Below are 23,963 nucleotides of genomic sequence, written 5' to 3'. Positions count from 1 at the left end.
GTTGGCCTTTGCTCGTCGGTTCCAGCCAGAAAGCCCAACACCCATGATCAAGCGCCTCCTCATCGCAATCGTACTGCTGGCTCTCGTTGCAGCCGGTATAGTCGGCTGGCAGTTATTCCGCGATCAGGCGATCGAGAACTTCTTCGCCAACATGCCGGTTGCGACCGTCACAGTCTCCACGGTGGAGGTCAAGCCGGAATCGTGGACCCCGTCGATCGATGCGATCGGAACGGTGAATGCGATCCGGGGCGTGGACCTGACGGTGGAGACGACGGGCATCGTCAAGGAGCTGCACTTTAGCGCCAACCAGCGGGTCGAGCAGGGCGAGGTTCTGGTGCAGCTCGACGACGCCGTGCAGCGGGCCGATCTGTTCGCTGCCCGCACCCAGGCCGATCTCGACAAGCAGGCGCTCGATCGCGCGATGGAGTTGCAGCAGCGCGGCGTTGGCTCGACGGTGTCGTTGCAGGCTGCCGAAGCGGCTGCGGCGGCTTCCGGCGCGCAGGCCGAAAAGCTCGAAGCGGTGCTGCAGCAGAAGCAGCTCCGCGCGCCCTTCGCCGGCACCGTCGGCATTCCGCGCGTCGACATCGGCCAGTATCTGCAGCCGGGCGCCAGCGTGGTGACGCTGCAGGACCTGGAGACGATGCGGGCAGACTTCACCGTGCCGGAGCAGCGGCTGAGCCAGCTCAGCATCGGCCAGCCGGTGCGCCTGACCGTGGATGGCGACGACAACGAACTGACCGGCGAGATCGTGGGCATCGATCCGAAGGTCGACCCGTCGAGCCGGCTGGTTTCGGTGCGCGCGGCGATCGAGAACCCGGACGAGCGTCTGACGCCCGGCCAGTTCGCGCGCATCTATGTCGATATGCCGAAGGAGGACGACGTCATCGCGCTGCCGCAGACGGCCGTCGTGACGAGCCTCTACGGCGACTATGTCTACGTCGCCCGCAAGCCCGAGGCTGACGGCGAAGAGCAGGTCCCCGCCGAAGGCGAGGCGGAGAAACTCGAGGCGCGGCAGGTCTTCGTGACGGTGGGGCGCCGGTCCGGCAGCCAGGTGGAAATCGCCTCCGGCCTCGAAGGCGGCGAGATGGTGGTGACGGCAGGCCAGAACCGCCTCAACAACGGGACCCCCATCGCCGTCGACAACACTATCGATCCGGCCGGACAGACCGGTGAACAGGCGGCGTCGAAATGAGCTTCTCCGACATCTTCATCCGCCGGCCCGTCCTGTCGTCGGTGCTCGGCATCATGATCCTGCTCCTGGGCTTCCAGGGGCTCTTCAACCTCCAGGTGCGCCAGTATCCGGAGGTCGAGGAGACCGTGATCACGATCACCACGATCTATCCGGGCGCCAGCGCCGAGCTGATCCAGGGCTTCATCACCGCGCCGATCTCGGCCGCCGTCGCCACGACGGAGAACGTCGACTACGTCACCTCGCAGAGCCGCCCCTCCGCGAGCGTCGTTTCCGTGCAGATGCGGCTGGGCTCCAACCCCGACGTCGCGCTGACGGAGGTGATGTCGAAGGTGCAGCAGGTGCGCAGCCAGTTGCCCAGCGAGGCCGAGGATCCGACCATCGTCAAGGGCACGGGCATGCAGTTCGCCACCATGTATCTGGCGCTGCAGAACCCGAACATGACCAACGAGCAGGTGACGGAATATATCGAACGCGTCATCCGGCCGCGCATGTCGACCATTCCGGGCGTCGCCGAGGTCCAGATCATGGGCGCGGCCAACTACGCCATGCGCGTCTGGGTCGATCCGGTGCGGCTGGCCGCCCGCGGCATGACAGCCGCGGAGGTGATGAACGCCATCAATTCCGCCAACTTCCTCGCGGCCCCAGGCAAGACCAAGAACGAGTTCGTCACCTATTCGGTGACGATGGAATCGACGCTGCAAAACCCCGAGGCGTTCGGCCAGTTGCCGCTCAAGGCGACTGGCGACGACGTCGTGCGGCTGCGCGACGTCGCCGAGGTGGAGCTCGCCGCCGAAAGCAGCGACATGGTCGTTACCTTCAACGGCCAGCCGGGGACCTTCATCGGCGTCTTCCCTACCCCGTCCGCCAACCCGCTGGACACGGCCTCGGCCGTGCTCGACGAGTTGCCGGCGATCCAGGCGAGCCTGCCCGAGGGCATGACGCTGACGATGATGTATAACGCCACCGAGCAGATCAGCGCATCGATCCGCGAGGTGTTCACGACGATCTCCGAAGCGGTGGTGATCGTCATTGTCATCATTCTTCTCTTCCTGGGCTCGTTCCGTTCGGTGCTGATGCCGATCGTCACGATACCGCTGTCGCTGATCGGCGTCTGTTTCGTGCTGTTCGCGCTCGGCTACTCGATCAACCTCCTGTCGCTGCTGGCGATGGTGCTCGCCATCGGCCTCGTGGTCGACGACGCCATCGTGGTGGTGGAGAACATCCACCGGCATATCGAGGAGGGGCTGAGCCCCGGCAGGCGGCGTTCGTCGGCATGAAGGAGATCACCGGGCCGGTCGTCGCGATGACGATCACGCTGGCGGCCGTGTTCGCGCCGCTCGCCTTCATCGGCGGCCTGACGGGTTCGCTTTTCCGCGAATTCGCCATGACGCTGGCCGGCGCCGTCGTCATCTCCGGCATCGTCGCCCTGACGATCACGCCGATGATGTCGGCGCGGCTGCTCAAGCGCGGTGGACACAGCCGCTTCCAGCAGGCCGTCGACAATACCTTCGACCGCGTCTCGGCGCGTTACGAGCGACTGGTCCACGGTTCGCTGAACTATCGGCCGGTGACGGTGCTGATCGTGCTGGTGCTGGTTGGCCTGACCGGCTTCATGTTCATGAAGACCTCGAGCGAGCTCGCGCCGGAAGAAGACGAGGGCGCGCTCTTCGCACTGGTGACCGCGCCGCCTTATGCGACGACGGAGTACACCAAGATGTACACCGACCAGATGCGCGCGTTGACGGAGGACCTGCCGGAGCTCGACGCGAACTTCTCAATCGTCGGCTTCGGCGGCCAGACCAATTCAGGCATCTCGGTGTGGGCGCTCAAGGACTGGGCCGAGCGCGAACGGTCGCAGAAGGAAATCCAGCAGGACATCCAGGCGCGGCTGTCCAAGATCGCCGGCGTCGAGGCGCTGGTCTTCGCGCCGCCCTCGCTGCCGGGTGCCGGCGGCGGCCTGCCGATCTCGCTGGTGATCCAGTCGACCGGCGATCCGAGCCAGGTCTACGAGGTGGCCGAGCAGGTGCGCCAGGAGGCGCAGGCAAGCGGCCGCTTCATCGTCGTGCAGAACTCGCTCGCCTTCAACGCGCAGCAGGTGGTCATCACGGTCGACCGCGAACGCGCGGCGGCACTCAACCTGCCGGTGCGCGACATCGGCTCCACGCTGAGCCTGCTGGTGGGCGGCGGCGCGATCGCGCAGTTCGACCGCGATTCCAACAGCTACGACATCATCATGCAGGTGCCGCAGGAGTACCGCGAGAATCCGGAACGGCTGGGCGACTTCTTCGTGCGCAGCGCCACCGGCCAGATGGTGCCGCTTTCAGCGGTGGTGACGATCTCCACCGGCGTCAGCGCGGCCGCCATCGAGCAGTTCAACCAGCTCAACTCGGCGACGATCTCCGCGCTGCCGCTGCCGGGCGTGACCACCGGCGACGGTCTCGCGCTGATCGAGGACATCGCACGGCCGCTGCTGCCGGACGGGTTCTTCATCGACTATTCCGGCCAGTCGCGGCTGGAGATCGAGCAGGGCAACACGATCGTCATCGCCTTCGCGCTGGCCGTTGTGGTGATCTATCTGGTGCTCGCAGCGCAGTTCGAGAGCTTCCGCGATCCGTTTATCATCATGATGACGGTGCCGCTGTCGATCTTCGGCGCGATGCTGCCGCTGAACCTCGGCCTCTCGACGCTGAACATCTACACGCAGGTGGGTCTGATCACGCTGATCGGGCTGATCACCAAGCACGGCATCCTGATGGTGGAGTTTGCCAACCAGCAGCGCGAGGCCCATGGGCTAGACCGCTTCGAGGCGATCGTCGCCTCCGCAAAGGTGCGCCTGCGGCCGATCCTGATGACCACGGCGGCGATGTCGCTGGGCGTGGTGCCGCTCATCATCGCCTCTGGCGCCGGTGCGGCGGCGCGCTTCTCGATGGGCCTCGTCATCTTCACCGGCCTGATCATCGGCACGATGTTCACGCTGTTCGTGGTGCCGATGTTCTACAGCTTCATCTCCGCCAAGGAGATGGGGCATGTGGAGGACGACGCTCCGCAGCCGCAGGGGCGCCGGCTGGCGAGTAGCCGCCGTAGAGACGAAATGAAGAGCGGCCGGTGCCTTGCGCCGGCCGCTTTTTTTTCGCTTGAATGATACGGAACCGAAACGACCTTCCGTGGAGCGCCGATGGGCATCGCGATGCGTCCCAGCCAGTCGCTGCGGCTCTGGCAGCAGGTCACGCTGGCGGAGGTGCAGGCGGCGTCGCACGACCTTACCATGCGCCAGATGGCGATCCTGCTGACGGTCTATCTCGACCCGCCGCCGCACACCGTGCGCGGGCTGGCTGAAAAGCTCTCCGTGACCAAGCCGGTGATTACCCGCGCGCTCGACACGATGGGCTCGCTCAAGCTGTTGTCGCGCCACCGCGACGAGAAGGACAAGCGCAACGTTCTGATCAAGCGCACCGTGGAGGGCGCGCTGTTCGTCGAACGCTTCGGTGATCTCGTCATCGACAAGGCTGCGGAGCTGCCGATATGAACGCCCTCGACCGCAGGCTGCAGGCCTTCCGGCCCGATCTCGCCGACGAGCGGCTGCGAGGCACGGTGGAGGCGCAGCGTTTCGTTACCGGCCGCCCGGCGCGGGTCGCCGCGCCCGTTCTCGACCTGCGCAACGCGCCGCGGCCCGATGCCGGGCTCGACACCCAGCTTCTGGCCGGAGACGAGGTGATGGTCTTCGAGGAAACGGAAGGCTTCGCCTGGGTGCAGGGCGCGCGCGACGGCTATGTCGGCTACGCGCCCGCAACAGGGCTGGCAGAGCCGGGTGCGGCGCCCACACATGTCGTCGCCGTGCCGCGTACCTTCAGCTATCGCGAAGCCGACATGAAGAAGCCGGCCACGGGCGCCCTCTCCATGGGCAGCCGGCTGACGGTGGTGGGCGGAGCGACGACGCGCGGCACGGACTACGCGCTTCTTGAAAGCGGCGAGGCGCTGGTCGCCGCGCACCTGCGGCCTGTAGGCACGGTCAGTGGCGACTATGTCGCGGTCGCCGAAGAGCTGGAGCGCACGCCCTATCTCTGGGGCGGATCGAGCGCCTTCGGCATCGACTGTTCGGGCCTCGTACAGCTTTCCATGCGCATGGCGGGAAGCGATGTGCGCCGCGACACCGACATGCAGGCGGCCACGATCGGCGCGGCGCTGGAGGTGGGCAACAATCTCGCCGGGCTGCGGCGCGGCGACCTCGTTTTCTGGAAGGGCCACGTGGCGATCATGGTCGACGAGAAAACCATCATCCACGCCAACGGCCACACCATGATGGTCTCACGCGAACCGCTCGCCGCGGCCGTGGAACGAATCGCCTACCTCTACGGCCCGCCGACGAGGTTCCGGCGGGTGTGACCTTCGCTCAATACCCTTCCGCGCGGTCGACGACGTTCTGCAGCGCCTCGCCGCGTTGGTGGCGCGCGATCTGTTCGAGCATCAGCGGGGCGAGATGGACTGGATCGGAGGTGGCCGCCGAGTGCGGGGTCACGAAGACGCGCGGGTGCGTCCAGAGCGGGCTCTGCGGAGGCAGCGGCTCTTGCTGGAAGACGTCGAGGCTTGCTTCCTTCAAGATGCCCTCGTCGAGTGCCTGAAGGATGTCTGCCTCCTTCTGCAGCTTGCCGCGTCCGCCATTGATGAGGATCGCGCCGCCAAGCCGGTTTTCGCGGCGCAGGCCGCGCAGGAGCGCATGGTCGATGATGCCTTCGGTGGCCGGCGTGTGCGGCAGCAGCACTACCAGAATGTCGGTCGCGCCGAGGAAGTCGCGCAGCCCGCTTTCGCCGTGGAAGGTAGTGACGCCTTCCACAGGGCGCGGCGTTCTTGTCCAGCCATTGACCTTGAAGCCGAGCGTCAGAAACGCGGAGGCGCAGGCGCGGCCGAGCTGACCCAGGCCCATGATGCCGACGCTGATCTCGCCGGCTACGGGCTGCGGCGGTTCGCGCCAGATCTTCTGCGCCTGATTGGCGCGGTAGGTCATGCCGTTGCGGTGATGATCGAGCACCCGCCAGGTCATGTATTCGACCATGTGCTGGGTCAAGTTGTCGGCCACGATGCGCGCGATCGGTACCTCGGGCAGGCCGGGATCGGCAAGAATGTGGTCGACACCGGCGCCTAGCGAGAAGATCGCCTTGAGGCCCTTCAGCCCATCGAGAGCGCCGTGTGGATGCTTCCAGACAACCGCATAGTCGATCGCTTCGCCGTCCGGCTGGGTGACGACGTCGTGTTCGACCGACAGCAGTTCCTTCCACAGCTTCGGGTCGTAGCCGGTAACCGAAAGCAGGATGCGGCTGCGCGCAGGTGAAGACATGGCGATGGTCCTGAAAGTGAAGCTACTGGCTGACGACGCCGGCGGGCGCGGTGGCGATGTCGAAGGCGGCGGCGATCAGCGCCTTGGTATAGTCGGTTTGCGGGTTCTCGAAAATCTGCTCGGTCGAACCCTGCTCCACCACCTTGCCGTTGCGCATGACGATGACATGGTTCGACAGGGCGCGCACCACCTTGAGGTCGTGGCTGATGAAGAGATAGGCGAGGTCGTGTTTCTTCTGCAGGTCGCGCAGAAGGTCCACCACCTGCGCCTGCACGCTCATGTCGAGCGCCGAGGTCGGCTCGTCGAGCATGACGAAGCGCGGCTTCAGCACCATGGCGCGCGCGATCGCGATGCGCTGACGCTGGCCGCCGGAGAATTCGTGCGGGTAGCGGAAGCGGGTGGCCGGATCGAGCCCGACCTCGCCGAGCACGTCGACAACCATCGCGTCGCGCTCGTCGACGGACAGGTTCGGCTCGTGGATCTTCAGGCCTTCCTCGATGATCTCGGAGACCGACATGCGCGGCGACAGCGAGCCGAACGGGTCCTGGAAGACGATCTGCATCTCGCTGCGCAGCGGGCGCATCTGCTTGAAGGAGTAGCCGTCGATTTCCTTCTGGCCGAGCATGATCCTGCCTTCCGACGAGATCATGCGCGACAGGGCGAGGCCGAGCGTGGTCTTGCCGGAACCGGATTCGCCGACGACGCCGAGCGTCTGGCCGGCCTTGACCACGACGTCGATGCCGTCGACCGCCTTCACGTGGTCGACGGTATTCCTGAAGAAGCCCTGCTTGATCGGGAACCAGACTTTTATGTCGTCGCCCGTCATGACCGTCTCGGCGTCCGGGTTCGCCTTGGGGGCGGTGCCCTTCGGCTCGGCGGCGAGCAGGTGGCGGGTGTATTCGTGCTGCGGGTTCTCGAAAATCTCGCTGGTCGGGCCGGCCTCGACGATTCGCCCCTTGGTCATCACGCAGACCTTGTCGGCGATGCGCCGGACGATGCCGAGGTCGTGGGTGATGAACAGCATCGACATGCCGTTCTTCTTCTTCAGCTCGTCCAGCAATTCGAGGATCTGCGCCTGCACGGTGACGTCGAGCGCGGTGGTCGGCTCGTCCGCGATCAGCAGCTCCGGCTCGTTGGCGAGCGACATGGCGATCATCACGCGCTGGCGCTGACCGCCCGACAACTGGTGCGGATAGGCGCCGAGGCGGCGTTCCGGCTGCTGGATGCCGACTTCATGCAGCAGCTCCAGCGTGCGGGCACGGGCCTGCTTGTCGCCCATACCGCGGTGGATCTTCAGGATCTCGCCGATCTGCTGCTCGATCGTGTGCAGCGGGTTGAGCGAGGTCATCGGCTCCTGGAAGATCATGGTGATCTTGTTGCCGCGCACCTTGCGAAGTTCCTTCTCGCCGCCTGCCAGCAGGTTCTCGCCGTGGAACAGGATTTCGCCCGAGGGGTGGCTGGCGGCCGGGTAGGGCAAAAGCTTGAGGACCGAGAGCGCCGAGACGGACTTGCCCGACCCGGATTCTCCGACGAGCGCGACCGTCTCGCCGCGCGCGATGTCGAAGGAGACGCGATCGACGGCAAGATTCTGCGCGCCGCCCTGCGTGAAGGCCACGGAAAGATCGCGCACGGAGAGGAGAGGTGTGTCGCTCATTTGAACGTCTTCCGGGGGTCGAAGGCGTCGCGCACGGCCTCGCCGATGAAGATCAGCAGCGACAGCATGATCGACAGCGTCAGGAAGCCGGTGATGCCGAGCCATGGCGCGTTGAGGTTGCGCTGGCCCTGGCGCAGCAGCTCGCCCAGCGAGGCCGAGCCGGGCGGCAGGCCGAAGCCGAGGAAGTCGAGCGAGGTCAGCGTCGTGATCGAGCCGTTGAGGATGAAGGGCAGGAAGGTCAGCGTCGCCACCATGGCGTTGGGCAGAAGGTGGCGGAACATGATCGTGCCGTTGGAGACGCCGAGCGCGCGTGCGGCGTTGACATATTCGAAGTTGCGCGCGCGCAGGAATTCCGCGCGCACCACGCCGACGAAGGCGACCCACGAGAACAGGAGCATGATGCCGAGCAGGATGAAGAAGCCCGGCGGCAGAACGGCGGCGATGATGAGGATCAGGTAGAGCACCGGGATCGACGACCAGATCTCGATCACGCGCTGGAAGATCAAATCGGTCCAGCCGCCGAAATAGCCCTGCACGGCGCCGGCCGACACGCCGATGACGGCCGAGGCCAGCGTGAGCACGAGGCCGAACAGCACCGATATGCGGAAGCCGTAGATGATGCGCGCCAGCACGTCGCGCGCCTGATCGTCGGTGCCGAGCCAGTTCCAGTTGCCGACCGTGCAGGCGGGGTCGGCGGCGCCGTCGAAATAGCGGCCGCAGCGCGTCTCCGCGTCATAGAGCCAGGAGGGTTTGGCCGGCGCGGATTCGGGGATGTCGTTGTTGACCGTGCGGTAGGAATAGCGGATCGGCGGCCAGATCAGCCAGCCATTGGCCTCGATCTCCTCGCTGATGATCGGGTCGCGATAATCGGTGACGGCAAGGAAGCCGCCGAACTTCTCTTCGGGGTAGTCGACCAAGACCGGGAACAGGATCTCGCCCTTGTAGGACGCGACGATCGGCTTGTCGTTGGCGATGAACTCGGCAAACAGCGACAGCACGAACAGGACCAGGAAAATCCAGAGCGACCAGTAGCCGCGCCGGTTGGCCTTGAAGTTCTGCCAGCGGCGCTGGTTCAGCGGCGACAGCCATGGCCGCGCCGTGCGCTCGCGCACCTTCTCCACTTCGCCCTTGGCGATCACGTCGGACATCTAGACCTCCCGCCTTTCGAAATCGATCCGCGGATCGATCATCGTGTAGGTGAGGTCCGAGAGAAGGCTGACGAACAGGCCGATCAGCGAGAAGATGTAGAGGGTGGCGAACACCACGGCATAGTCGCGGTCGAGCACGGAACGGAAGCCGAGAAGGCCCAACCCGTCGAGCGAGAAGATGTTCTCGATGAGCAGCGAGCCGGTGAAGAAGGCGGAGATGAACGCGCCCGGAAAACCGGCGATGATGATGAGCATGGCGTTGCGGAAGACGTGGCCGTAGAGCACCTGCCGCTCGGACAGGCCCTTGGCCCGCGCCGTGACGACATATTGCTTGCGGATTTCGTCCAGGAAGGAGTTCTTGGTCAACAGCGTGGTGGTGGCGAAGGCCGACAGCACCATTGCCGTCAGCGGCAGCGCCAGGTGCCAGAAATAGTCGAGGATACGTTCCGGCCAGGACATGTCGCCCCAGTTCTCCGAGGTGAGCCCGCGCAGCGGAAACCAGTCGAAGAACGAGCCGCCGGCAAACAGCACCATTAGCAGGATCGCGAACAGGAAGCCCGGTATGGCATAGCCGACGATGACGATGCCGCTTGTCCACACGTCGAAGGCGGTGCCGTCCTTGACCGCCTTGCGGATGCCGAGCGGTATCGAGATCGAGTAGGAGATCAGCGTGATCCACAGCCCCAGCGAGATCGAGACCGGCATCTTCTCTATGATGAGGTCGATGACCGAGATGTCGCGGAAATAGCTCTCGCCGAAATCGAAGCGGGCATAGTTCCACAACATGTTGAAGAAGCGTTCGAGCGGCGGCTTGTCGAAGCCGAACTGCTTTTCGAGCTGGGCGATGAAGGCGGGGTCGAGCCCCTGCGCGCCGCGATATTTGTAGTCGTTTCCGGCATCGAAATTCTGCGAGACGTCGGCCCCGCCGCCGGAAAGGCGGTCGGTCGCACCGCCGCCGTCGCCGGTCATGCGCGCGATCACCTGTTCCACCGGCCCGCCGGGCGCGAACTGGATGACGATGAAGGAGATGGCCATGATGCCGAACAGCGTCGGGATCATCAGCAGCAGGCGGCGGAGGATATAGGCGCCCATCAGTTTCCTTCGGGTTTCGAGCTGGACACGTCTGTAACCGGCTTTGTCATCACATGGGAAGCTTGCGTCAGCCGGTCATGCCGGTGGCCTGGACCTTGTCCGGGCGCGTCCACCATGTGTCGAGCACGCCGATGGCGTATTTTGGGCTGACCGCGGGCCGGTCGTAATAGTCCCAATATGCGAGCCAATGCGCGGCCTTGTGCCACTGGAAAACTACATAGTGCTCGGCGCGGATGATCCGGTCGAGCACGCGCGTGGCCATGGTGAATTCCTCTTGCGACTTCGCCGCGATGATTTTCTCCAGCACGGCGTCGATGGCGGGATTGGCCATGCCGGCCATGTTGAACGAGCCCGGCGAATTGGCGCTGACCGAGCCGAACACCTGCCTGATGAAGCGCGACGGGAAGAGCGACATCGTGAAGCGCGACACCACCATGTCGAAATCGAACTCGCGCAGCCGCAGCGAATATTGCGCGGCGTCGACGATGCGGTAGCTGGCGCGGATGCCGAGCTGGGTCAGATTGCGAATGAAGGCGTTGTGGTGCGGCTCGAACGTGTCCGAGTTGCCGAGAAACTCGATCGTAAGCTGCTCGCCGGAGGGCAGCAGCATACGGCGGCCGTCCAGCTTGCAGCCGGCCTCCGTGAACATCGCCAGCGCGGCGCGCATCTGGTTGCGGTCGCGGCCGCTGCCGTCGGTGACGGGCGCGACATAGGGTTCTTCGAAAACCTCGGGCGGGAGCTGGTCGCGAAACGGTTCCAGCAGTTCGAGCTCGGCTTCGTTCGGCAGGCCCGACGCCTTGTTGTCCGACTTTTCGAAGAAGGAGTTGGAACGCTCGTAGAGGCCGTACATGATATTGGCATTCGTCCATTCGAAATCGAACAGCATGCCGATGGCCTGGCGGATGCGCCGGTCTGCGAACTTTTCCCGGCGGGTGTTGAAGAACCAGCCCTGGCCGCCGGACGGTGTCTCGTCGGGATAGTCCTCGATCTTGACCCTGCCGTCGTTGATGGCCGGGAAATTGTAGTCCGTCGCCCAGTTGCGCGACGTGAATTCCTCCCGGAAGAGGATGTTGCCGCCCTTGAACGCCTCGAAGGATGCGGTCCTGTCACGATAATATTCGTAGCGGATGCGGTCGAAATTGTAGCGCCCGACCATGACCGGGCGCTTGACCGCCCAATGGTCGGCGACCCTGTCGAACTCGATGAAGCTGCCGAAATTGAAGCGGCCGACCCGATACGGTCCGGAACCCAGCGGCGCTTCGGAGAGCGTTGCCTGGAAATCGCGGCCTTCCCACCAGCTTTCCGAAAAGATCGGCGCGCCGGCGACGGTCAAAAGCACCGATATGCCGGCATCCGGTTTCAGCGTTACCGAGACGGTGCGCTCGTCGGGCGTTTCCATTGTCTCGACTTCGCGCAGCGTGCTGGCGATGTTTTCGTGGCCGAGATCGCGCAGCGTCGTCAGGGTAAAGAGGACGTCGGAGGCCTTGATCGGCGTGCCGTCGTGGAACGCTGCGTCGGGATGCAGCGTGAAGCGCCATGTCAGCCTGTCCTCGCTGACGAACACCGACTCCGCCGCATAGCCGTACATCGAGCTGGTCTCGTCGGACGAACTCGCCAGCAGCGAGGCGTAGGTGAGATCCATGCCGAATGCCGCGTTGCCGCGCAGCACGTACATGTTGAGCGTATCGAACGTGTCGAAGTTCTGGTTGTAGATGCGTACCGGCGACTGGGTGACGATGCGCCCGCCGCTGGGCGCATCCGGGTTCACATAGTCGAAATGCGCAAAGTCGGGTCCGTATTTCAGGTCGCCGAAGACCGATATGCCGTGAAGCGGCGTGTCCGTCGGCAACTGGGCGAAGGCGTCTCGAACCAGCAGTGGCGCAGCGACGGCCGCGCCGCCCAGCGCAAGAAAATCGCGCCGGGCAATCATTCCACCGACCCTCATTGCGTCTCCTCGAAGCTGCGCTCGATCGCCTTTTCCTGATCGGGACGGATCCACCAGGACTCGACGTCCACGCCGACATAGGAGGGCTGTTCTTCGGGGATGCCGAACTTGTTCCAGTAGGCGACCCACACCTCGGAATTGTGGAACTGCGGCACGTAGTAGTAGCCCCAGAGCAGCACACGATCGAGGGCGTGGGTGGCAGCGATCAGCTCCTCGCGGTCCTTGGCGAAGATGACGCGCTCGATGAGCTTGTCGACGGCAGTATCCTTGATGCCGGCATAGTTGCGGGTGTCGGGGAGGTCGGCGGCTTCCGACCCCCAATATTCCCGCTGCTCGTTGCCGGGAGACTGCGACTGCATCATCAGGCCGGTGATGACGTCGAAGTCGTAGTCGCGAACCCGGTTTACATACTGGCTGCTGTCGACGATGCGAAGCGAGGCATCGATGCCCAGCCGCCGCAGCGTGTTGATATAGGGGCCGGTGAGGCGCTCGCTGTCGGGATTGAACGAAAGGAATTCGATGCGGAAGGGCTCGCCCTTCTCGTTGACCAGTTGCCTGCCTTGCTGGCGCCAGCCTGCTTCGGCGAGGAGTTGCGAGGCGCGGCGAAGATGGTCGCGTTGGGCCTCACGGCTGTCATAGACCGGCAGCTTGAATTCCTCGGTGAAGACTTCCGGCGGAACCTCGTCGCGGACGGTTTCGAGGATTTCGAGCTCCAGCCCCTGGGGCAGGCCACTCGACGCCAGTTCGCCACCTTCGAAGAAGCTGTCGGTGCGAGCGTAGAGCCCGTGGAACTGGACGCGGTTGAGGCTTTCGAAATCGTAGGCAAGCGTAAGCGCCTCGCGCACCCGCCTGTCCTGGAACTGCGGGCGCCGCGTGTTGAGCGCAAAGCCCTGCATCGGTTCGCCCGACGTCGTTTCGTAGGTGCGCTTGAGCACGTCGCCGCGCTCGAAGGCGGGGAAGTTGTATTCCGACGCCCAGCGCGACGCGCGGTTCTCCAGGCGGATGTCGTGCAGGCCACCCTTGGTGAACGCCTGCCAGGCGGCGTTTTCGTCCTGGATGTAGGTGTATTTGCGCCGGTCGAAATTGTAGCGCCCGACATTCACCGGCAGGTCTTCCGCCCAGTAGTCCTCGACGCGCTTCCAGGTGATGTCGGCGCCGGGACGGAATGTCTCGATCTCGTAAGGCCCGGAGCCGAGCGGCGGCTCCAGCGTCGGCTGGGTGAAGTCGCGCTTCTGGCCCTGCGCATTTTCGCCTTCCCACCAGTGCTTCGGCAGGATGGGAAGGTCGCCCATGATGTGTGGGAGCTCGCGGTTTCCCGCCTGGTCGAACTTGAACTCGACTTCGTGGTCGGAGAGCGCCACCGCCTCGGTGACGTTGACGTAATAGCGATTGTGGACCTGGCTGTGCTGCTTGAGCATGTTGAACGACCAGACGACATCCTCCGCGGTGATTGGCTCGCCGTCATGCCAACGCGCGCTGGGGTCGATCCGGTAGGTCGCGGACGAATAGTCGTCAGGATATTTGAAGGCCTCGGCGATCAGGGCGTGGCTGGTGCCGGGGTCGGCGATCGACTGCTGCATCAGCGTTTCCCACAGCAGGCCGCCGAAATAGTTGAGGCCGGCTGCCGCCGTGCCGCGCACGATGAACGGGTTGAAGCTGTCGAAGGTGCCCGACGTGACCGTATTCAGTGTGCCGCCCTTGGGGGCATCGGGGTTGACGTGGTCGTAACGCTCAAACGTCTCGGTCTCGGCTGCTTCGCTGATCAGCGACGAGGTTGTGCGCCATTCCGGTTCCTCCTGCGCTCCGGCCGCGCCGGTCAGCACGGCTGTTGCGATCATCGACAGAGCCAGAGTGCGAAAGCGCTTCAATCCCATGCCATCCTCATTCAGCGTGTGGTCTACGAATTCCTAAACTAGCCTTTGCGGCGCATATGAAAACCCTGCGCAGGCAAGTTTCCGTGCACCCCAGATTAACAAAAAAGCCGGGCGAAACCCGGCTTTTTCGTGATGCTGAGATTACATCTTTGTCATTGTTGCTGAGGGTCGTCTCGTCGCTCTCGGTGCCGGCATCGGTTTCCGGCGCGGCGGCGCTGCCGTCATCGGGCGTTTCCGGCTGGGCCGGCTCGGCCTCGGTTTCCTCGGCAGGAGCAGCCTGTTCCTCGGCGGGGGCAGTCTGCTCTTCCGCAGGGGCGGCCTGATCCTCGGCGGGAGCAGCCTCTTCCTCTGCTGCCGGGGCGGCTTCGCCTTCGGCGGCGGGCGCTGCGGCGTCCTCGGCCGGCGCTTCTTCTGCCGCGACTTCCGGCAGCGGGGCCGGGTTGCTGGAGAGCGTGCGCAGATAGGCGATCAGGTTGGCTTCTTCTTCCGGGTTCTTGATGCCGGCGAACGCCATGGCGGTGCCGGAGACGTAGGAGCGCGGCGCCTTGAGGAATTCGCTCAGGTGATCGTAGTCCCAGACGGTGCCGTCGGCTGCGAATTCGCGCATGCCGGCCGAGTAGCTGAAGCCTTCATGCGAGGCGACCGGGCGGTTGACGATGTCCCAGAGGTTCGGGCCGACCTTGTTGGCGCCGCCCTCTTCGGCCGTGTGGCAGGCCTGGCACTTGCGGAAGGCCGACTCGCCGGCTGCGGCGTCTGCCGTCTGCAGCAGCTCCGCGATCGACGGACCGGCCTCGGCCGGGGCTGCGTCGCCGCTTGGCTGTTCGGCCACTTCAATGGCATAGCCGGGGTTTTCGGGTGCGTGGGTAGCGAAGATGGAATCGGACACAATGCTGACCGAAAAGACCACGAACGCCACCGCGAGAAACGCGCCGACCAGCTTGTTGAGTTCAAACGAATCCATCATCTATCCGAGGCTCCCTTGTCCGACCGCTCCGTCGGGCTTGCCCCCTTCTCGTGCGCAAGCCACATCCCCCGTGCGGTAGATGCCGGTGAAATCGCGCGGAAACTAGGTCTTTTGCTCGGTCCTTGCAACACATATAAGGGCACTTCCCAGTGAGACCTTTTGCCACTCGGGAATGCCCTCGCCATTCGCGCCGGAGACCCGTTTCCCAGCCATGTCCATCCTTGTCCTGATCCCCGCGCGCATGGCGGCGACCCGCCTGCCGGGCAAGCCGCTCGCAGACATTTGCGGCCGCCCGATGATCGCGCACGTTGCAGACCGGGCGGTGGAAAGCGGCGTGGGACGCGTTGTGGTCGCCACCGATTCGGCCGAGATTCGCGATGCGGTCGTGGCCAGCGGACACGAGGCGGTGATGACCGACAGCGGCCACCAGTCGGGCTCGGACCGCATCTTCGAGGCGCTTCGGACCTTGGACCCGGACGGCAGGGTCGAGACCGTCGTCAATCTGCAGGGCGATCTGCCGACCGTCGAGCCGCGCATCGTGTGCGCCGCACTCGAACCGCTGGCCGACGCCGCCGTCGACATTGCCACGCTGGGCGTCGAGATCGTCCATGACGAGGAGCGGACCGACCCGAACGTCGTGAAGATCGTCGGCTCGCCGGTCGAGCCGGGCCGCCTGCGTGCGCTCTATTTCACGCGCGCGACCGCGCCCTGGGGCGAGGGGCCGCACTACCACCATGTCGGTCTCTACGCTTACCGCCGCGCAGCACTTGCCCGCTTCGTCGCCCTGCCGCCCTCGACGCTGGAAAAGCGCGAGAAGCTCGAGCAGCTTCGGGCGCTGGAAGCCGGAATGCGCATCGACGCGCGCATCGTCGATGCCGTGCCGTTGGGCGTCGATACGCCGCGCGACCTCGAACGCGCCCGCACTTTGATTTCACAAGGCCTGCCGAAATGATTGCAAAGACGAACAGGATTTCCTTCCAGGGCGAACCGGGGGCGAACTCCGACACCGCCTGCCGCGACATGTATCCCGACATGGAGCCGATGCCGTGCCCGACCTTCGAGGATGCGTTCAACGCGGTGGAGAGCGGCAAGGCTGACCTCGCCATGATCCCGATCGAGAACACGCTGGCAGGCCGCGTCGCCGACATCCACTACCTGCTGCCTGAATCGCGGCTGCACATCGTCGCGGAATATTTCCTGCCCATCCACTTCCAGCTCATGGTGCTGCCGGGAGTGAAGATGGAGGAGATCAAATCGGTCCACAGCCATATCCACGCGCTCGGCCAGTGCCGGAAGGTGATTCGCCGCCATCGCTGGAAGCCGGTCGTGGCAGGCGATACGGCGGGTGCCGCGCGTCTGGTGGCCGAAGAAGGCAACCGGAGCTGGGCAGCGCTTGCGCCGCGGCTGGCGTCGTCGCTCTACGGGCTCGACATCCTGGCCGAGAACGTCGAGGACGCCGACAACAACGTCACCCGTTTCGTGGTGCTGTCGAAGGAAAAGAGCTGGGCGCCGCGCGTCGATCCCGAACAGCTCATGATGACGACCTTCGTCTACCGGGTGCACAACATCCCCGCCGCGCTCTACAAGGCGATGGGGGCTTTGCCACCAACGGCGTCAACATGACCAAGCTGGAAAGCTACCAGCTCGGCGGCAAGTTCTTCTCGACGCAGTTCTACGCCGACATCGAGGGGCACCCGGACGACAAGAACGTCGCCCAGGCGCTGAAGGAACTGGCGTTCTTCTCCCGCGAGGTCCGCATCCTCGGCGTCTATCCCGCGCATCCGTTCCGCGCGACGCAGAGCGTGGACGAGGACTAGGCCCCCGCTTCAGACGTGGATTACATCTCCCAGCGGCGGCGCGGGTCGTCGTCGGGCATCACGTCGAATGTGTCGTCGCGCAGCAGGCCGAACAGCCGGAAGCGGCGGGTGTGCAGCATGTGCGGGTCGAAGCCCGCCCGGCGGCAGCCCTTCAGCGACGGTATGTTTTCGGTGCCGACGAAGGTGTGCACGTAGCGTGCGCCGAAATCGGTCGCGTGTTCGGCGAACAGCGCCATCGCCGCCGACATGATGCCGAGCCCACGATGGCTCGGCGGCGTATAGGCGCATTCGAGCAGCGCCTCGTCCCCGCCGAACCGCGGGAAGCCGCCGAGATCGGCGACGATGTCGGCCTCGGTGCGGCCGAACAGCCACTGCATGTAGCAGGGCGAGCCATCGCGTTCGTCGACGGCGACGAAACCGTTGGCGATGCCGGCCTTGTCAAGGAAGAGGCGGCGCCACTTGACCTCGAGCTGATCGGCAGGCGGCAGCGCGGAGGCGTCCTCCGGCAGCATGATGTCGATGTCGGCCTGGGTCATGCGGCGCGACGAGATCGGGATCTTGGCGCTGACATGCTCCAGCGGCGCCGCGAGGTCGCGGCGAAGCCCGTAGCGCACGGTGCGCGCGACGAGGGTCGGCTTCAGGCGACCACGGATGCGCTGCCCGAGATGATCGAGCGTATGGAGAATGTCGGTCGATTTGCCGTTCAGTGACTTGGCGTTGTCCATGCTCATGACGGTTCCTCCGGGGATCGTTTTTTTGCCCCTGCCGACGCCAAGCAACTTCCGTGCCGTCCCGTTCCGGGACGGGCGGACATCAGAGTTCCCAGCGACGGCGCGGGTCTTCGTCGGGAAAGACATCGAAGCGGTCGTCGACGAGCAGCCCGAACAGGCGAAAGCGGCGCGTGTGCAGCAGATGCGGCTCGAAACCGATGCGCCGCGCGCTTTTGAGGGACGGCCGGTTTCGGGTGCCGACGAAGCCGTGCATGTAGCGCAGACCGGCGGCGGCCGCCTCGCGGGCCACCATTTCGGTCACCACCGGCATGACGCCGACACCACGATAGGGGCGCGGCGCGTAGTGCCCTTCTATGAGAATATCTTCGGGGTTCAGGTGCGGGAAGCCCCCGATGCGGCGCACGAGCGCGTTGTCTGAATGCCAGAACCGCCACAACGCCGCGCACAGCCTGCCATTGCGCTCGTCCACGCCGACGATGCCGTTGGCGATGCCCGCCTTGTCGATGAACATGCGCCGCCAAACGACCTCTTGCCGGTCTTTCGGAGACAGCGCGGTCGCATCGTCGGGGAACAATATGTCCACGTCGGCGTGCGTCATGGGCCGCAGCGCGATCGGAACCCGCGTGGGGAGCATATCGCGCGGCACCGTAAGATCGCGCCTGATGCCGTAGCGCTCGATGCGGGTGAGCAGTGTCGGCTTGAACCGGCCTCGGGCGCGCTCGCGAAGCACGGCCAGATGCTGCCAGGGACGCGGTGAGGTTGCCGTGTCGCCGACGGTGGTTTGCATGCTCATGGCGATCTCCCCGAATTCTCACCCTTGGCAACCGGGTTGCAAGGATCGTGCCGTCCCAAAGGGAGACAGGCGATTAAGGTTGGGCCACGCCCTCCCCGCCGTTATCCGGTAAGCCGAAGCGAAGTGCAGGCTCTCCGGAAGCCATGGGCGGTGTTGCCGGTCGGCGGGTGGCTGCGGCTGCGGTTGCGCGTGTCGGGGCGAGAAGCGGGCCGTGCTTGACGATTTGCGGACCAATGGGTCCCGGCTCTCCCTCGCAAGCTCGGTCGGCCGGGATGACGGTGGAGAGGCACGGCGCCCAATCCTACTTGCCGGAAGAACAGGTTTCTGGTCCCATCTCAAGATGGGGGCTATGTCTACATTCTTGCTTCGCGAAAGCATGGAACGCTCTACATCGGCGTGACGGCTGACCTCGAACGTCGCATCTGGGAGCATCGCGAGGGGCTGATGCAGGGCTTTATCCGCAAATACAGTGTCGATCGGCTGGTCTGGTATCGCGACTATGATGACATCCGCGATGCGATCGACGACGAGAAGCGCATCAAGAAATGGCGCCGCAAATGGAAGCTGGACCTGGTCGAGGCGATGAACCCGGAATGGAACGATCTTTATGAGACGTTGAACGGCTGAAGCGCCGCTGCCTCTCCACCGTCATCCCGGCCGACCGAGCGGAGCGAGGAAGAGCCGGGACCCATTGAGCAGCGCGGCCGGGTGGACGGTGCTTGCGGCGGTGGTGGCCCGTGTCGGGGCGAGAACCGGGCCGTGCTTGACGATTATCGGACCAATGGGTCCCGGCTCGGCGGTCGCTCCGCTCCCTTGGCCGGGATGACGGCTTCTTAAGTGCTCCTGTTCCATCGTCAGCGTCGGCGAGAGAAAATGTCGACTCTGGTCGCCTGTCGCCCAGACAGCTAACCGTGTTCGGCCCAGGCGCGGATGAGGTGGTTGGCGATGGCGCCGTTGGGTGGGACGCCGAGGCCGTTGGGATGGGCGCCGGCGATCATGGTCAGCACCTCGTCGCGTGCAAACCAGCGGCAATCCTCGAGTTCCTTGCCATCGAACGCGATGTCGTCGTTGAGCGCCTCGCCGAAGCAGCCGATCATCAGCGAATGCGGAAACGGCCATGGCTGGCTGGCGTGGTAGGCAACGCGGCCGAGGCGGATGCCTGATTCCTCCAGCGTCTCGCGCCGGACGGCGTTCTCGATCGTTTCGCCGGGCTCGATGAAGCCGGCCAGGCACGAATACATGCCGGGCGCGAAATGCGGGCTGCGGCCGAGCAGGCACATGTCCTGCCTGACCGTCAGCATGATGGCGACGGGATCGGTGCGCGGGAAATGCTCGGCCCCGCAGGCGGCGCAGGAGCGCTTGTAGCCGCCGATGCGCGCCTGCGTTTCCGCGCCGCATCGTCCGCAGAAGCGGTGATTGCGGTTCCACGCAAGAAGGGCGGCTCCCTGCGCCAGTTCGCCAAGCATGTCGGCCCCGATCAGGCCTTGCACGTAGACGAGCGGTGGTCGATCGCCTTGATGCCTTCGGGCAGGTCGTCGGGCTCGACCGCGCCCGGCGCCATGACCACGGGGCCGGCGTCCGACAGGCCCAGAAGCACGCTGTCGCCGAGCTTGGCGCCCACCTCCCGCGCTTCGGCGAGGGTGAAATACGGATCGAAGCCGGCACCGTTCAGCTTGAGGTAGAGCCGGCCGCCGCGCGTCTGCATGATGCGCAGGCGCGGATCGGCGAGCGCAATCTCCAGCGCTTCGTCAGTGCGGTTTTCCGACTGGCGGTCGATCCGGTTGCCCGCAAAGCCGACAAACTGGCTCGGCTCGCGCTCGGGCGCTGAAAACAGAAAAAGCTCATTGGGAAGACGAAATCCTATGGCGAGAGCGCCGATCTTATCGTGTCGACGAAGCGGTGCAAATCCTCGCGGCGGTAGGGCTCGCGGTCTCCGAACCCCCAGACCGGACCGGGCCAGGCGGGATCGCCTTCGTTGCGCGCGACAAGATGCACGTGGAGCTGCGGCACGACGTTGCCGAGCGCGCCCATGTTGATCTTGCGGCAGCCGGTCACGCGCTTGAGGGCCTGGCTGACCATGTTGATCTCGAAGGTGAGCATGGTCTGGTCGAGCGGCGTGAGCTCGTGCAGTTCGATGACGCCCGGACGCTGCGGCACCAGCATCAGCCATGGCCAGCGGCGGTCGTCCATCAGCCGCAATTCGCACAGACCCAGCCACATCAGCGGACAGGTATCGCGCTCTATGCGCGGATCGAGTTCGAATCCGGCCGGCACGGCGGGCATGGCGTTTCCTCTTTTGTCGTTCCTGCGGAGGCTAGAGGCGCGCTCCCCGGCTGCAAGCGATCGTGCCGGCTTGGCGGTCCTGCGGAAAGAATGTTCGCGGGGTGTTGACTTAATATACACGCCAATGCATATACATGATTATGCAATTAGATGCTTTCCAGACACTGGCCGACCCCACCCGCCGCCGCATCGTCGAGGCGCTGCTTGGCGGCGAACGGCAGGTCAACGACATCGTCGAGGATGCGGGGGTCCACCAATCCGGCGTCTCGCGACATCTGAAAATCCTGAACGAAGCAGGCTTCGTGGTGATGCGACCGGACGGGCAGCGCAGGCTCTATTCGTTGAAACCGGAGCCGTTTCGCGAACTCGACCAGTGGCTGGCGCAGTATCGCAGCCTTTGGGAGGCGCGGCTCGATCGCTTCGGCGCCGCACTCGAAGTTCGGCAAAAAGCCACAAGGAAGGAACCGGAAACATGAATGACAGGGCAAACATCGTCATCGAACGCACCTATGCGGCCGAGCCCGAGGAGTTGTGGGGCCTGTGGACGACGAAGGCCGGTTTCGAATCGTGGTGGGGGCCGCAGGGTTTCCGCGCCGATGTCCGCAAGATCGAGGCGCGCCATGACGGTGCACTCCACTACGACATGGTGGCGGATGCGCCGGAGGTGGTGGCGGAGATGGCAAAGCTGGACAGGCCGCCTTCCCATGGGATCAGAGGCACCTTCAGCGAGTTCAAGCCGTATGAACGCCTCGTGCTCACCCAGATCATCGACTTCCTGCCGGGCGTGGAACCCTACAACAGTACCATCGAGGTGGAATTCTTTCCCGCCGGCGAGGGGCATGTCCGCATGGTCGTGACGCTGTGGCCGATGCACGACGCCGAGACCTCTGCCATGCAGAAGGAAGGCTTCCTGAGCCAGCTCTCCAAGCTCGACGAGCGTTATGGCTGGAAGGGTTAGGGTCGTGCCGCTGCCGCGCGGCATCATGACCGGTGCCGTTGCAATGGCTTGATGCTGCCGCGTGACAACGCTCCCCTTGCATTCGCGGCGCGAATTGCCGATATGGAGATCGGGAGGTTGGTGGTGGACGAGCCACTCGCCAACCGGGTCAGGTCCGGAAGGAAGCAGCCCTAACGAGCCACGGCACGGGTCATCGTGCCAGCCTCCCACCCTTCCCCCATCCATCGGGCCCCATCCACAGGAGACCATGGAACGGAGCGGTTGACGCCGCCGGTTCGCGGGGGCGAAACTCGATACTTCGGTGCCGCCGCCGCAGGGAGCTGGTTCAAGCGTCATGGAGACAAGCGGAACAGACGGGACGAAAAGACCCGCCGCATACCGCGTGCTGGCGCGGAAATACCGGCCGCGCGACTTCACCGCACTCATCGGCCAGGAGCCGATGGTGCGCACGCTCACCAACGCCTTCTCGACCGGCAGAATCGCCCAAGCCTGGATGCTCACCGGCGTTCGCGGCGTCGGCAAGACGACGACGGCGCGCATTCTCGCGCGCGCGCTCAACTACAAGACCGACGCGATCGACCAGCCGTCGGTGGACCTGACGGTGCCGGGCGTCCACTGCGAGGCGATCATGGAGGGCCGCCATGTCGACGTGATCGAGATGGACGCGGCCTCCCACACCGGCATCGACGACATCCGCGACATCATCGAGCAGGTGCGCTACGCGCCGGTCTCCGCGCGCTACAAGGTCTATCATCGACGAGGTCCACATGCTGTCGAACCAGGCCTTCAATGGCCTGCTGAAGACGCTGGAGGAGCCGCCGCCCCATGTGAAGTTCATCTTCGCCACCACCGAAATCCGCAAGGTGCCGATCACCATCCTGTCGCGCTGCCAGCGCTTCGACCTGCGCCGCATCGACGCCGCGCTGATCAAGCAGGATCTGGCGCGGATCGGCGGGCTGGAAGGCGTGGAGGCGGAGGACGACGCGCTGGCGATGATCGCGCGCGCGGCCGAGGGCTCGATGCGCGACGCGCAGTCGATCTTCGACCAGGCGATCGCGCATTCTTCCGGCAAGGTGACGGCCGAGACCGTGCGCGACATGCTGGGGCTGGCCGACCGTGCCCGCATCATCGACCTGTTCGAGACGCTGATGAGGGGCGACGTCGCGGCGGCGCTCGGCGAGTTCCGCGCGCAATACGACGCCGGCGCCGACCCGGCGACTGTTCTGACGGAACTGGCGGAATTCAACCACCTCGTCACCCGCATGCGCTTCGTGCCGGCAGCCGGCGACGATCCTTCGCTCTCGCAGGACGAGCGCACGCGGGGGCTGGACTTTTCCACGTCGCTGTCGGTGCGCGTCTTGTCGCGCACCTGGCAGATGCTGCTCAAGGGCATTTCGGAGGTTCAGACGGCGAACCGGCCGATCAACGCCGCCGAGATGGTGCTGATCCGCATTGCCCATGCGGCGACGCTGCCGACGCTGGACGAGGCGCTGAAGGCGATCGAAAGCGGCGCTGCGACCGAGTCCGCCGGCGTCCCGCGCGGCAATGGCGGTGCGTCGGCCTCGCCGTCGCCGTCGGGGCCTGCCGCCTCAGCCGTGGGACAGCAATATATGCCGGCGTCCAGCAATGGCGGCGGACAGGCGATGCGGCTGGTCTCCTCGCAGCCGGCTGCCGAAAGCGCGCCTGTCTTCGAGGCGCCTCAGGCTGCCCCCGAGCCCGAAGCCGAGCCGCAGGCGCGCATCAGGTCGCTGGCCGACATTGCAGCGCTTGCGGATGCGAACCGCGACAAGCTGTTTGAGATCAACCTCAAGAAATATGTGCGGCCTGTGAGCATTCAGGACGGCCACATCGAGGTGGCCCTCACGCAGGATGCACCGAAGAGCCTGCTTAACGATCTGTCCGTACGCCTGAAGGAATGGACGGGCCGGCGATGGCTGATAACGACGTCCAAGGAGCCTGGCGGGCAGACGCTGTCGGAAATCGCGACGGCCAGGCGCGATGCCCAATTCACGGATGCGCGCAACGATCCGGCGGTGGCCGCGATCCTGTCGCGCTTTCCCGGTGCCAAGGTGATCGACGTGCGCATTCCAGACGCGCCGGAAGACAATGACGACGAAACCGCGGAGCCGATGCCGGACCCCGGCGTTGGTGACGAAGACGACGAACTCTAGAATAGCGCG

Annotated in this window: 16 protein-coding genes, 1 other RNA gene and 5 pseudogenes; 11 read left to right on the top strand and 11 right to left on the bottom strand. The window is 65.0% G+C overall.

Annotated features, from left to right (window positions below):
• The first annotated feature begins 43 nt into the window (after positions 1 to 43).
• The 4 genes and pseudogenes from HK436_RS05425 to HK436_RS05410 all read left to right on the top strand — a co-directional run bounded on the left by HK436_RS05425 (position 44) and on the right by HK436_RS05410 (position 5,575).
• Positions 44 to 1,192, top strand: coding sequence for an efflux RND transporter periplasmic adaptor subunit (locus HK436_RS05425; protein WP_173187927.1), 1,149 nt, complete (start codon positions 44 to 46; stop codon positions 1,190 to 1,192).
• Positions 1,189 to 4,334, top strand: a pseudogene (locus HK436_RS05420) (efflux RND transporter permease subunit). Before HK436_RS05425 ends, HK436_RS05420 begins: the two are co-directional and overlap by 4 nt.
• A 33-nt stretch (positions 4,335 to 4,367) precedes the next feature.
• Positions 4,368 to 4,718, top strand: coding sequence for a MarR family winged helix-turn-helix transcriptional regulator (locus HK436_RS05415; protein ID WP_173187925.1), 351 nt, complete (start codon positions 4,368 to 4,370; stop codon positions 4,716 to 4,718).
• On the top strand, positions 4,715 to 5,575 hold the full coding sequence (locus HK436_RS05410; RefSeq protein ID WP_173187923.1) for a C40 family peptidase: 861 nt from the start codon (positions 4,715 to 4,717) through the stop codon (positions 5,573 to 5,575). The genes HK436_RS05415 and HK436_RS05410 overlap by 4 nt, the downstream gene beginning before the upstream one ends.
• A 7-nt stretch (positions 5,576 to 5,582) precedes the next feature.
• Here HK436_RS05410 and HK436_RS05405 read toward each other — a convergent pair whose 3' ends face one another.
• The 7 genes and pseudogenes from HK436_RS05405 to HK436_RS05375 form a co-directional block, all read right to left on the bottom strand.
• Positions 5,583 to 6,524, bottom strand: coding sequence for a 2-hydroxyacid dehydrogenase (locus HK436_RS05405; RefSeq protein WP_173187921.1), 942 nt, complete (start codon positions 6,522 to 6,524; stop codon positions 5,583 to 5,585).
• A 22-nt stretch (positions 6,525 to 6,546) separates the two neighbouring features.
• Entirely contained in the window at positions 6,547 to 8,178 is a 1,632-nt protein-coding gene (locus HK436_RS05400) for an ABC transporter ATP-binding protein (RefSeq protein ID WP_173187919.1), read from the bottom strand.
• Positions 8,175 to 9,326, bottom strand: a complete 1,152-nt coding sequence (locus tag HK436_RS05395) for an ABC transporter permease (protein ID WP_173187917.1) — start codon at positions 9,324 to 9,326, stop codon at positions 8,175 to 8,177. The genes HK436_RS05400 and HK436_RS05395 overlap by 4 nt, the downstream gene beginning before the upstream one ends.
• Positions 9,327 to 10,418 carry a microcin C ABC transporter permease YejB gene (locus HK436_RS05390; protein WP_173187915.1) on the bottom strand — a complete coding sequence of 364 codons (1,092 nt, stop codon included), beginning with the start codon at positions 10,416 to 10,418 and terminating at the stop codon, positions 9,327 to 9,329. It abuts the gene before it with no gap.
• A 67-nt stretch (positions 10,419 to 10,485) separates the two neighbouring features.
• Positions 10,486 to 12,363, bottom strand: a complete 1,878-nt coding sequence (locus tag HK436_RS05385; RefSeq protein ID WP_244648544.1) for an extracellular solute-binding protein — start codon at positions 12,361 to 12,363, stop codon at positions 10,486 to 10,488.
• Positions 12,360 to 14,237: an extracellular solute-binding protein gene (locus tag HK436_RS05380; protein WP_173187913.1), complete on the bottom strand. Its 1,878-nt coding sequence runs from the start codon at positions 14,235 to 14,237 to the stop codon at positions 12,360 to 12,362. Before HK436_RS05380 ends, HK436_RS05385 begins: the two co-directional genes overlap by 4 nt.
• Before the next feature lie 202 nt (positions 14,238 to 14,439).
• A pseudogene (locus HK436_RS05375) lies at positions 14,440 to 15,198 on the bottom strand (c-type cytochrome); the annotation flags it as partial.
• A gap of 214 nt (positions 15,199 to 15,412) precedes the next feature.
• Here HK436_RS05375 and HK436_RS05370 point away from each other — a divergent pair.
• Both HK436_RS05370 and HK436_RS05365 read left to right on the top strand, forming a co-directional pair.
• Positions 15,413 to 16,153, top strand: a complete 741-nt coding sequence (locus tag HK436_RS05370; protein ID WP_173187911.1) for a 3-deoxy-manno-octulosonate cytidylyltransferase — start codon at positions 15,413 to 15,415, stop codon at positions 16,151 to 16,153.
• Positions 16,150 to 17,018: pseudogene (locus HK436_RS05365) on the top strand (prephenate dehydratase). Before HK436_RS05370 ends, HK436_RS05365 begins: the two are co-directional and overlap by 4 nt.
• Positions 17,019 to 17,038: 20 nt before the next feature.
• Here the strand turns inward: HK436_RS05365 and HK436_RS05360 are convergent.
• Positions 17,039 to 17,749, bottom strand: coding sequence for a GNAT family N-acetyltransferase (locus tag HK436_RS05360; protein WP_173187909.1), 711 nt, complete (start codon positions 17,747 to 17,749; stop codon positions 17,039 to 17,041).
• Positions 17,750 to 17,831: 82 nt separating this feature from the next.
• Entirely contained in the window at positions 17,832 to 18,542 is a 711-nt protein-coding gene (locus HK436_RS05355; protein WP_173187907.1) for a GNAT family N-acetyltransferase, read from the bottom strand.
• 324 nt (positions 18,543 to 18,866) lie between these two features.
• Here HK436_RS05355 and HK436_RS05350 point away from each other — a divergent pair, with 324 nt between their 5' ends.
• The gene (locus HK436_RS05350; protein ID WP_173189964.1) at positions 18,867 to 19,169 is read left to right on the top strand and encodes a GIY-YIG nuclease family protein; all 303 of its coding nucleotides are present in this window, start codon (positions 18,867 to 18,869) and stop codon (positions 19,167 to 19,169) included.
• Positions 19,170 to 19,447: 278 nt separating this feature from the next.
• Here HK436_RS05350 and nudC read toward each other — a convergent pair.
• Positions 19,448 to 20,376 (bottom strand): annotated as a pseudogene (gene nudC / locus HK436_RS31140) (NAD(+) diphosphatase).
• A 26-nt stretch (positions 20,377 to 20,402) separates the two neighbouring features.
• Positions 20,403 to 20,825, bottom strand: coding sequence for an HIT family protein (locus HK436_RS05335; protein WP_173187903.1), 423 nt, complete (start codon positions 20,823 to 20,825; stop codon positions 20,403 to 20,405).
• 134 nt (positions 20,826 to 20,959) lie between these two features.
• Between HK436_RS05335 and HK436_RS05330 the strand changes: the two genes are divergently transcribed.
• The 4 genes and pseudogenes from HK436_RS05330 to HK436_RS05315 all read left to right on the top strand — a co-directional run bounded on the left by HK436_RS05330 (position 20,960) and on the right by HK436_RS05315 (position 23,954).
• Entirely contained in the window at positions 20,960 to 21,301 is a 342-nt protein-coding gene (locus HK436_RS05330; RefSeq protein ID WP_206680489.1) for an ArsR/SmtB family transcription factor, read from the top strand.
• Positions 21,298 to 21,783: an SRPBCC family protein gene (locus HK436_RS05325; protein WP_173187901.1), complete on the top strand. Its 486-nt coding sequence runs from the start codon at positions 21,298 to 21,300 to the stop codon at positions 21,781 to 21,783. Before HK436_RS05330 ends, HK436_RS05325 begins: the two co-directional genes overlap by 4 nt.
• 112 nt (positions 21,784 to 21,895) lie before the next feature.
• Positions 21,896 to 21,993: signal recognition particle sRNA small type (gene ffs / locus HK436_RS05320), an RNA gene on the top strand.
• Between the two features lie 124 nt (positions 21,994 to 22,117).
• Positions 22,118 to 23,954: pseudogene (locus HK436_RS05315) on the top strand (DNA polymerase III subunit gamma/tau).
• Positions 23,955 to 23,963 lie beyond the last annotated feature (9 nt).

Source organism: Neoaquamicrobium sediminum, from assembly GCF_013240295.1.
GTDB lineage: Bacteria > Pseudomonadota > Alphaproteobacteria > Rhizobiales > Rhizobiaceae > Aerobium > Aerobium sediminum.
Note: the sequence above shows the minus strand (reverse complement) of the source record. Positions and strands in the feature narration are given on the sequence as shown.

Coding starts and splice junctions, on each gene's coding strand:
- HK436_RS05425 (WP_173187927.1), top strand. CDS start 44: ATGATCAAGCGCCTCCTCATCGCAATCGTACTGCTGGCTCTCGTTGCA.
- HK436_RS05415 (WP_173187925.1), top strand. CDS start 4,368: ATGGGCATCGCGATGCGTCCCAGCCAGTCGCTGCGGCTCTGGCAGCAG.
- HK436_RS05410 (WP_173187923.1), top strand. CDS start 4,715: ATGAACGCCCTCGACCGCAGGCTGCAGGCCTTCCGGCCCGATCTCGCC.
- HK436_RS05405 (WP_173187921.1), bottom strand. CDS start 6,524: ATGTCTTCACCTGCGCGCAGCCGCATCCTGCTTTCGGTTACCGGCTAC.
- HK436_RS05400 (WP_173187919.1), bottom strand. CDS start 8,178: ATGAGCGACACACCTCTCCTCTCCGTGCGCGATCTTTCCGTGGCCTTC.
- HK436_RS05395 (WP_173187917.1), bottom strand. CDS start 9,326: ATGTCCGACGTGATCGCCAAGGGCGAAGTGGAGAAGGTGCGCGAGCGC.
- HK436_RS05390 (WP_173187915.1), bottom strand. CDS start 10,418: ATGGGCGCCTATATCCTCCGCCGCCTGCTGCTGATGATCCCGACGCTG.
- HK436_RS05385 (WP_244648544.1), bottom strand. CDS start 12,363: ATGAGGGTCGGTGGAATGATTGCCCGGCGCGATTTTCTTGCGCTGGGC.
- HK436_RS05380 (WP_173187913.1), bottom strand. CDS start 14,237: ATGGGATTGAAGCGCTTTCGCACTCTGGCTCTGTCGATGATCGCAACA.
- HK436_RS05370 (WP_173187911.1), top strand. CDS start 15,413: ATGTCCATCCTTGTCCTGATCCCCGCGCGCATGGCGGCGACCCGCCTG.
- HK436_RS05360 (WP_173187909.1), bottom strand. CDS start 17,749: ATGAGCATGGACAACGCCAAGTCACTGAACGGCAAATCGACCGACATT.
- HK436_RS05355 (WP_173187907.1), bottom strand. CDS start 18,542: ATGAGCATGCAAACCACCGTCGGCGACACGGCAACCTCACCGCGTCCC.
- HK436_RS05335 (WP_173187903.1), bottom strand. CDS start 20,825: ATGCCCGCCGTGCCGGCCGGATTCGAACTCGATCCGCGCATAGAGCGC.
- HK436_RS05330 (WP_206680489.1), top strand. CDS start 20,960: ATGATTATGCAATTAGATGCTTTCCAGACACTGGCCGACCCCACCCGC.
- HK436_RS05325 (WP_173187901.1), top strand. CDS start 21,298: ATGAATGACAGGGCAAACATCGTCATCGAACGCACCTATGCGGCCGAG.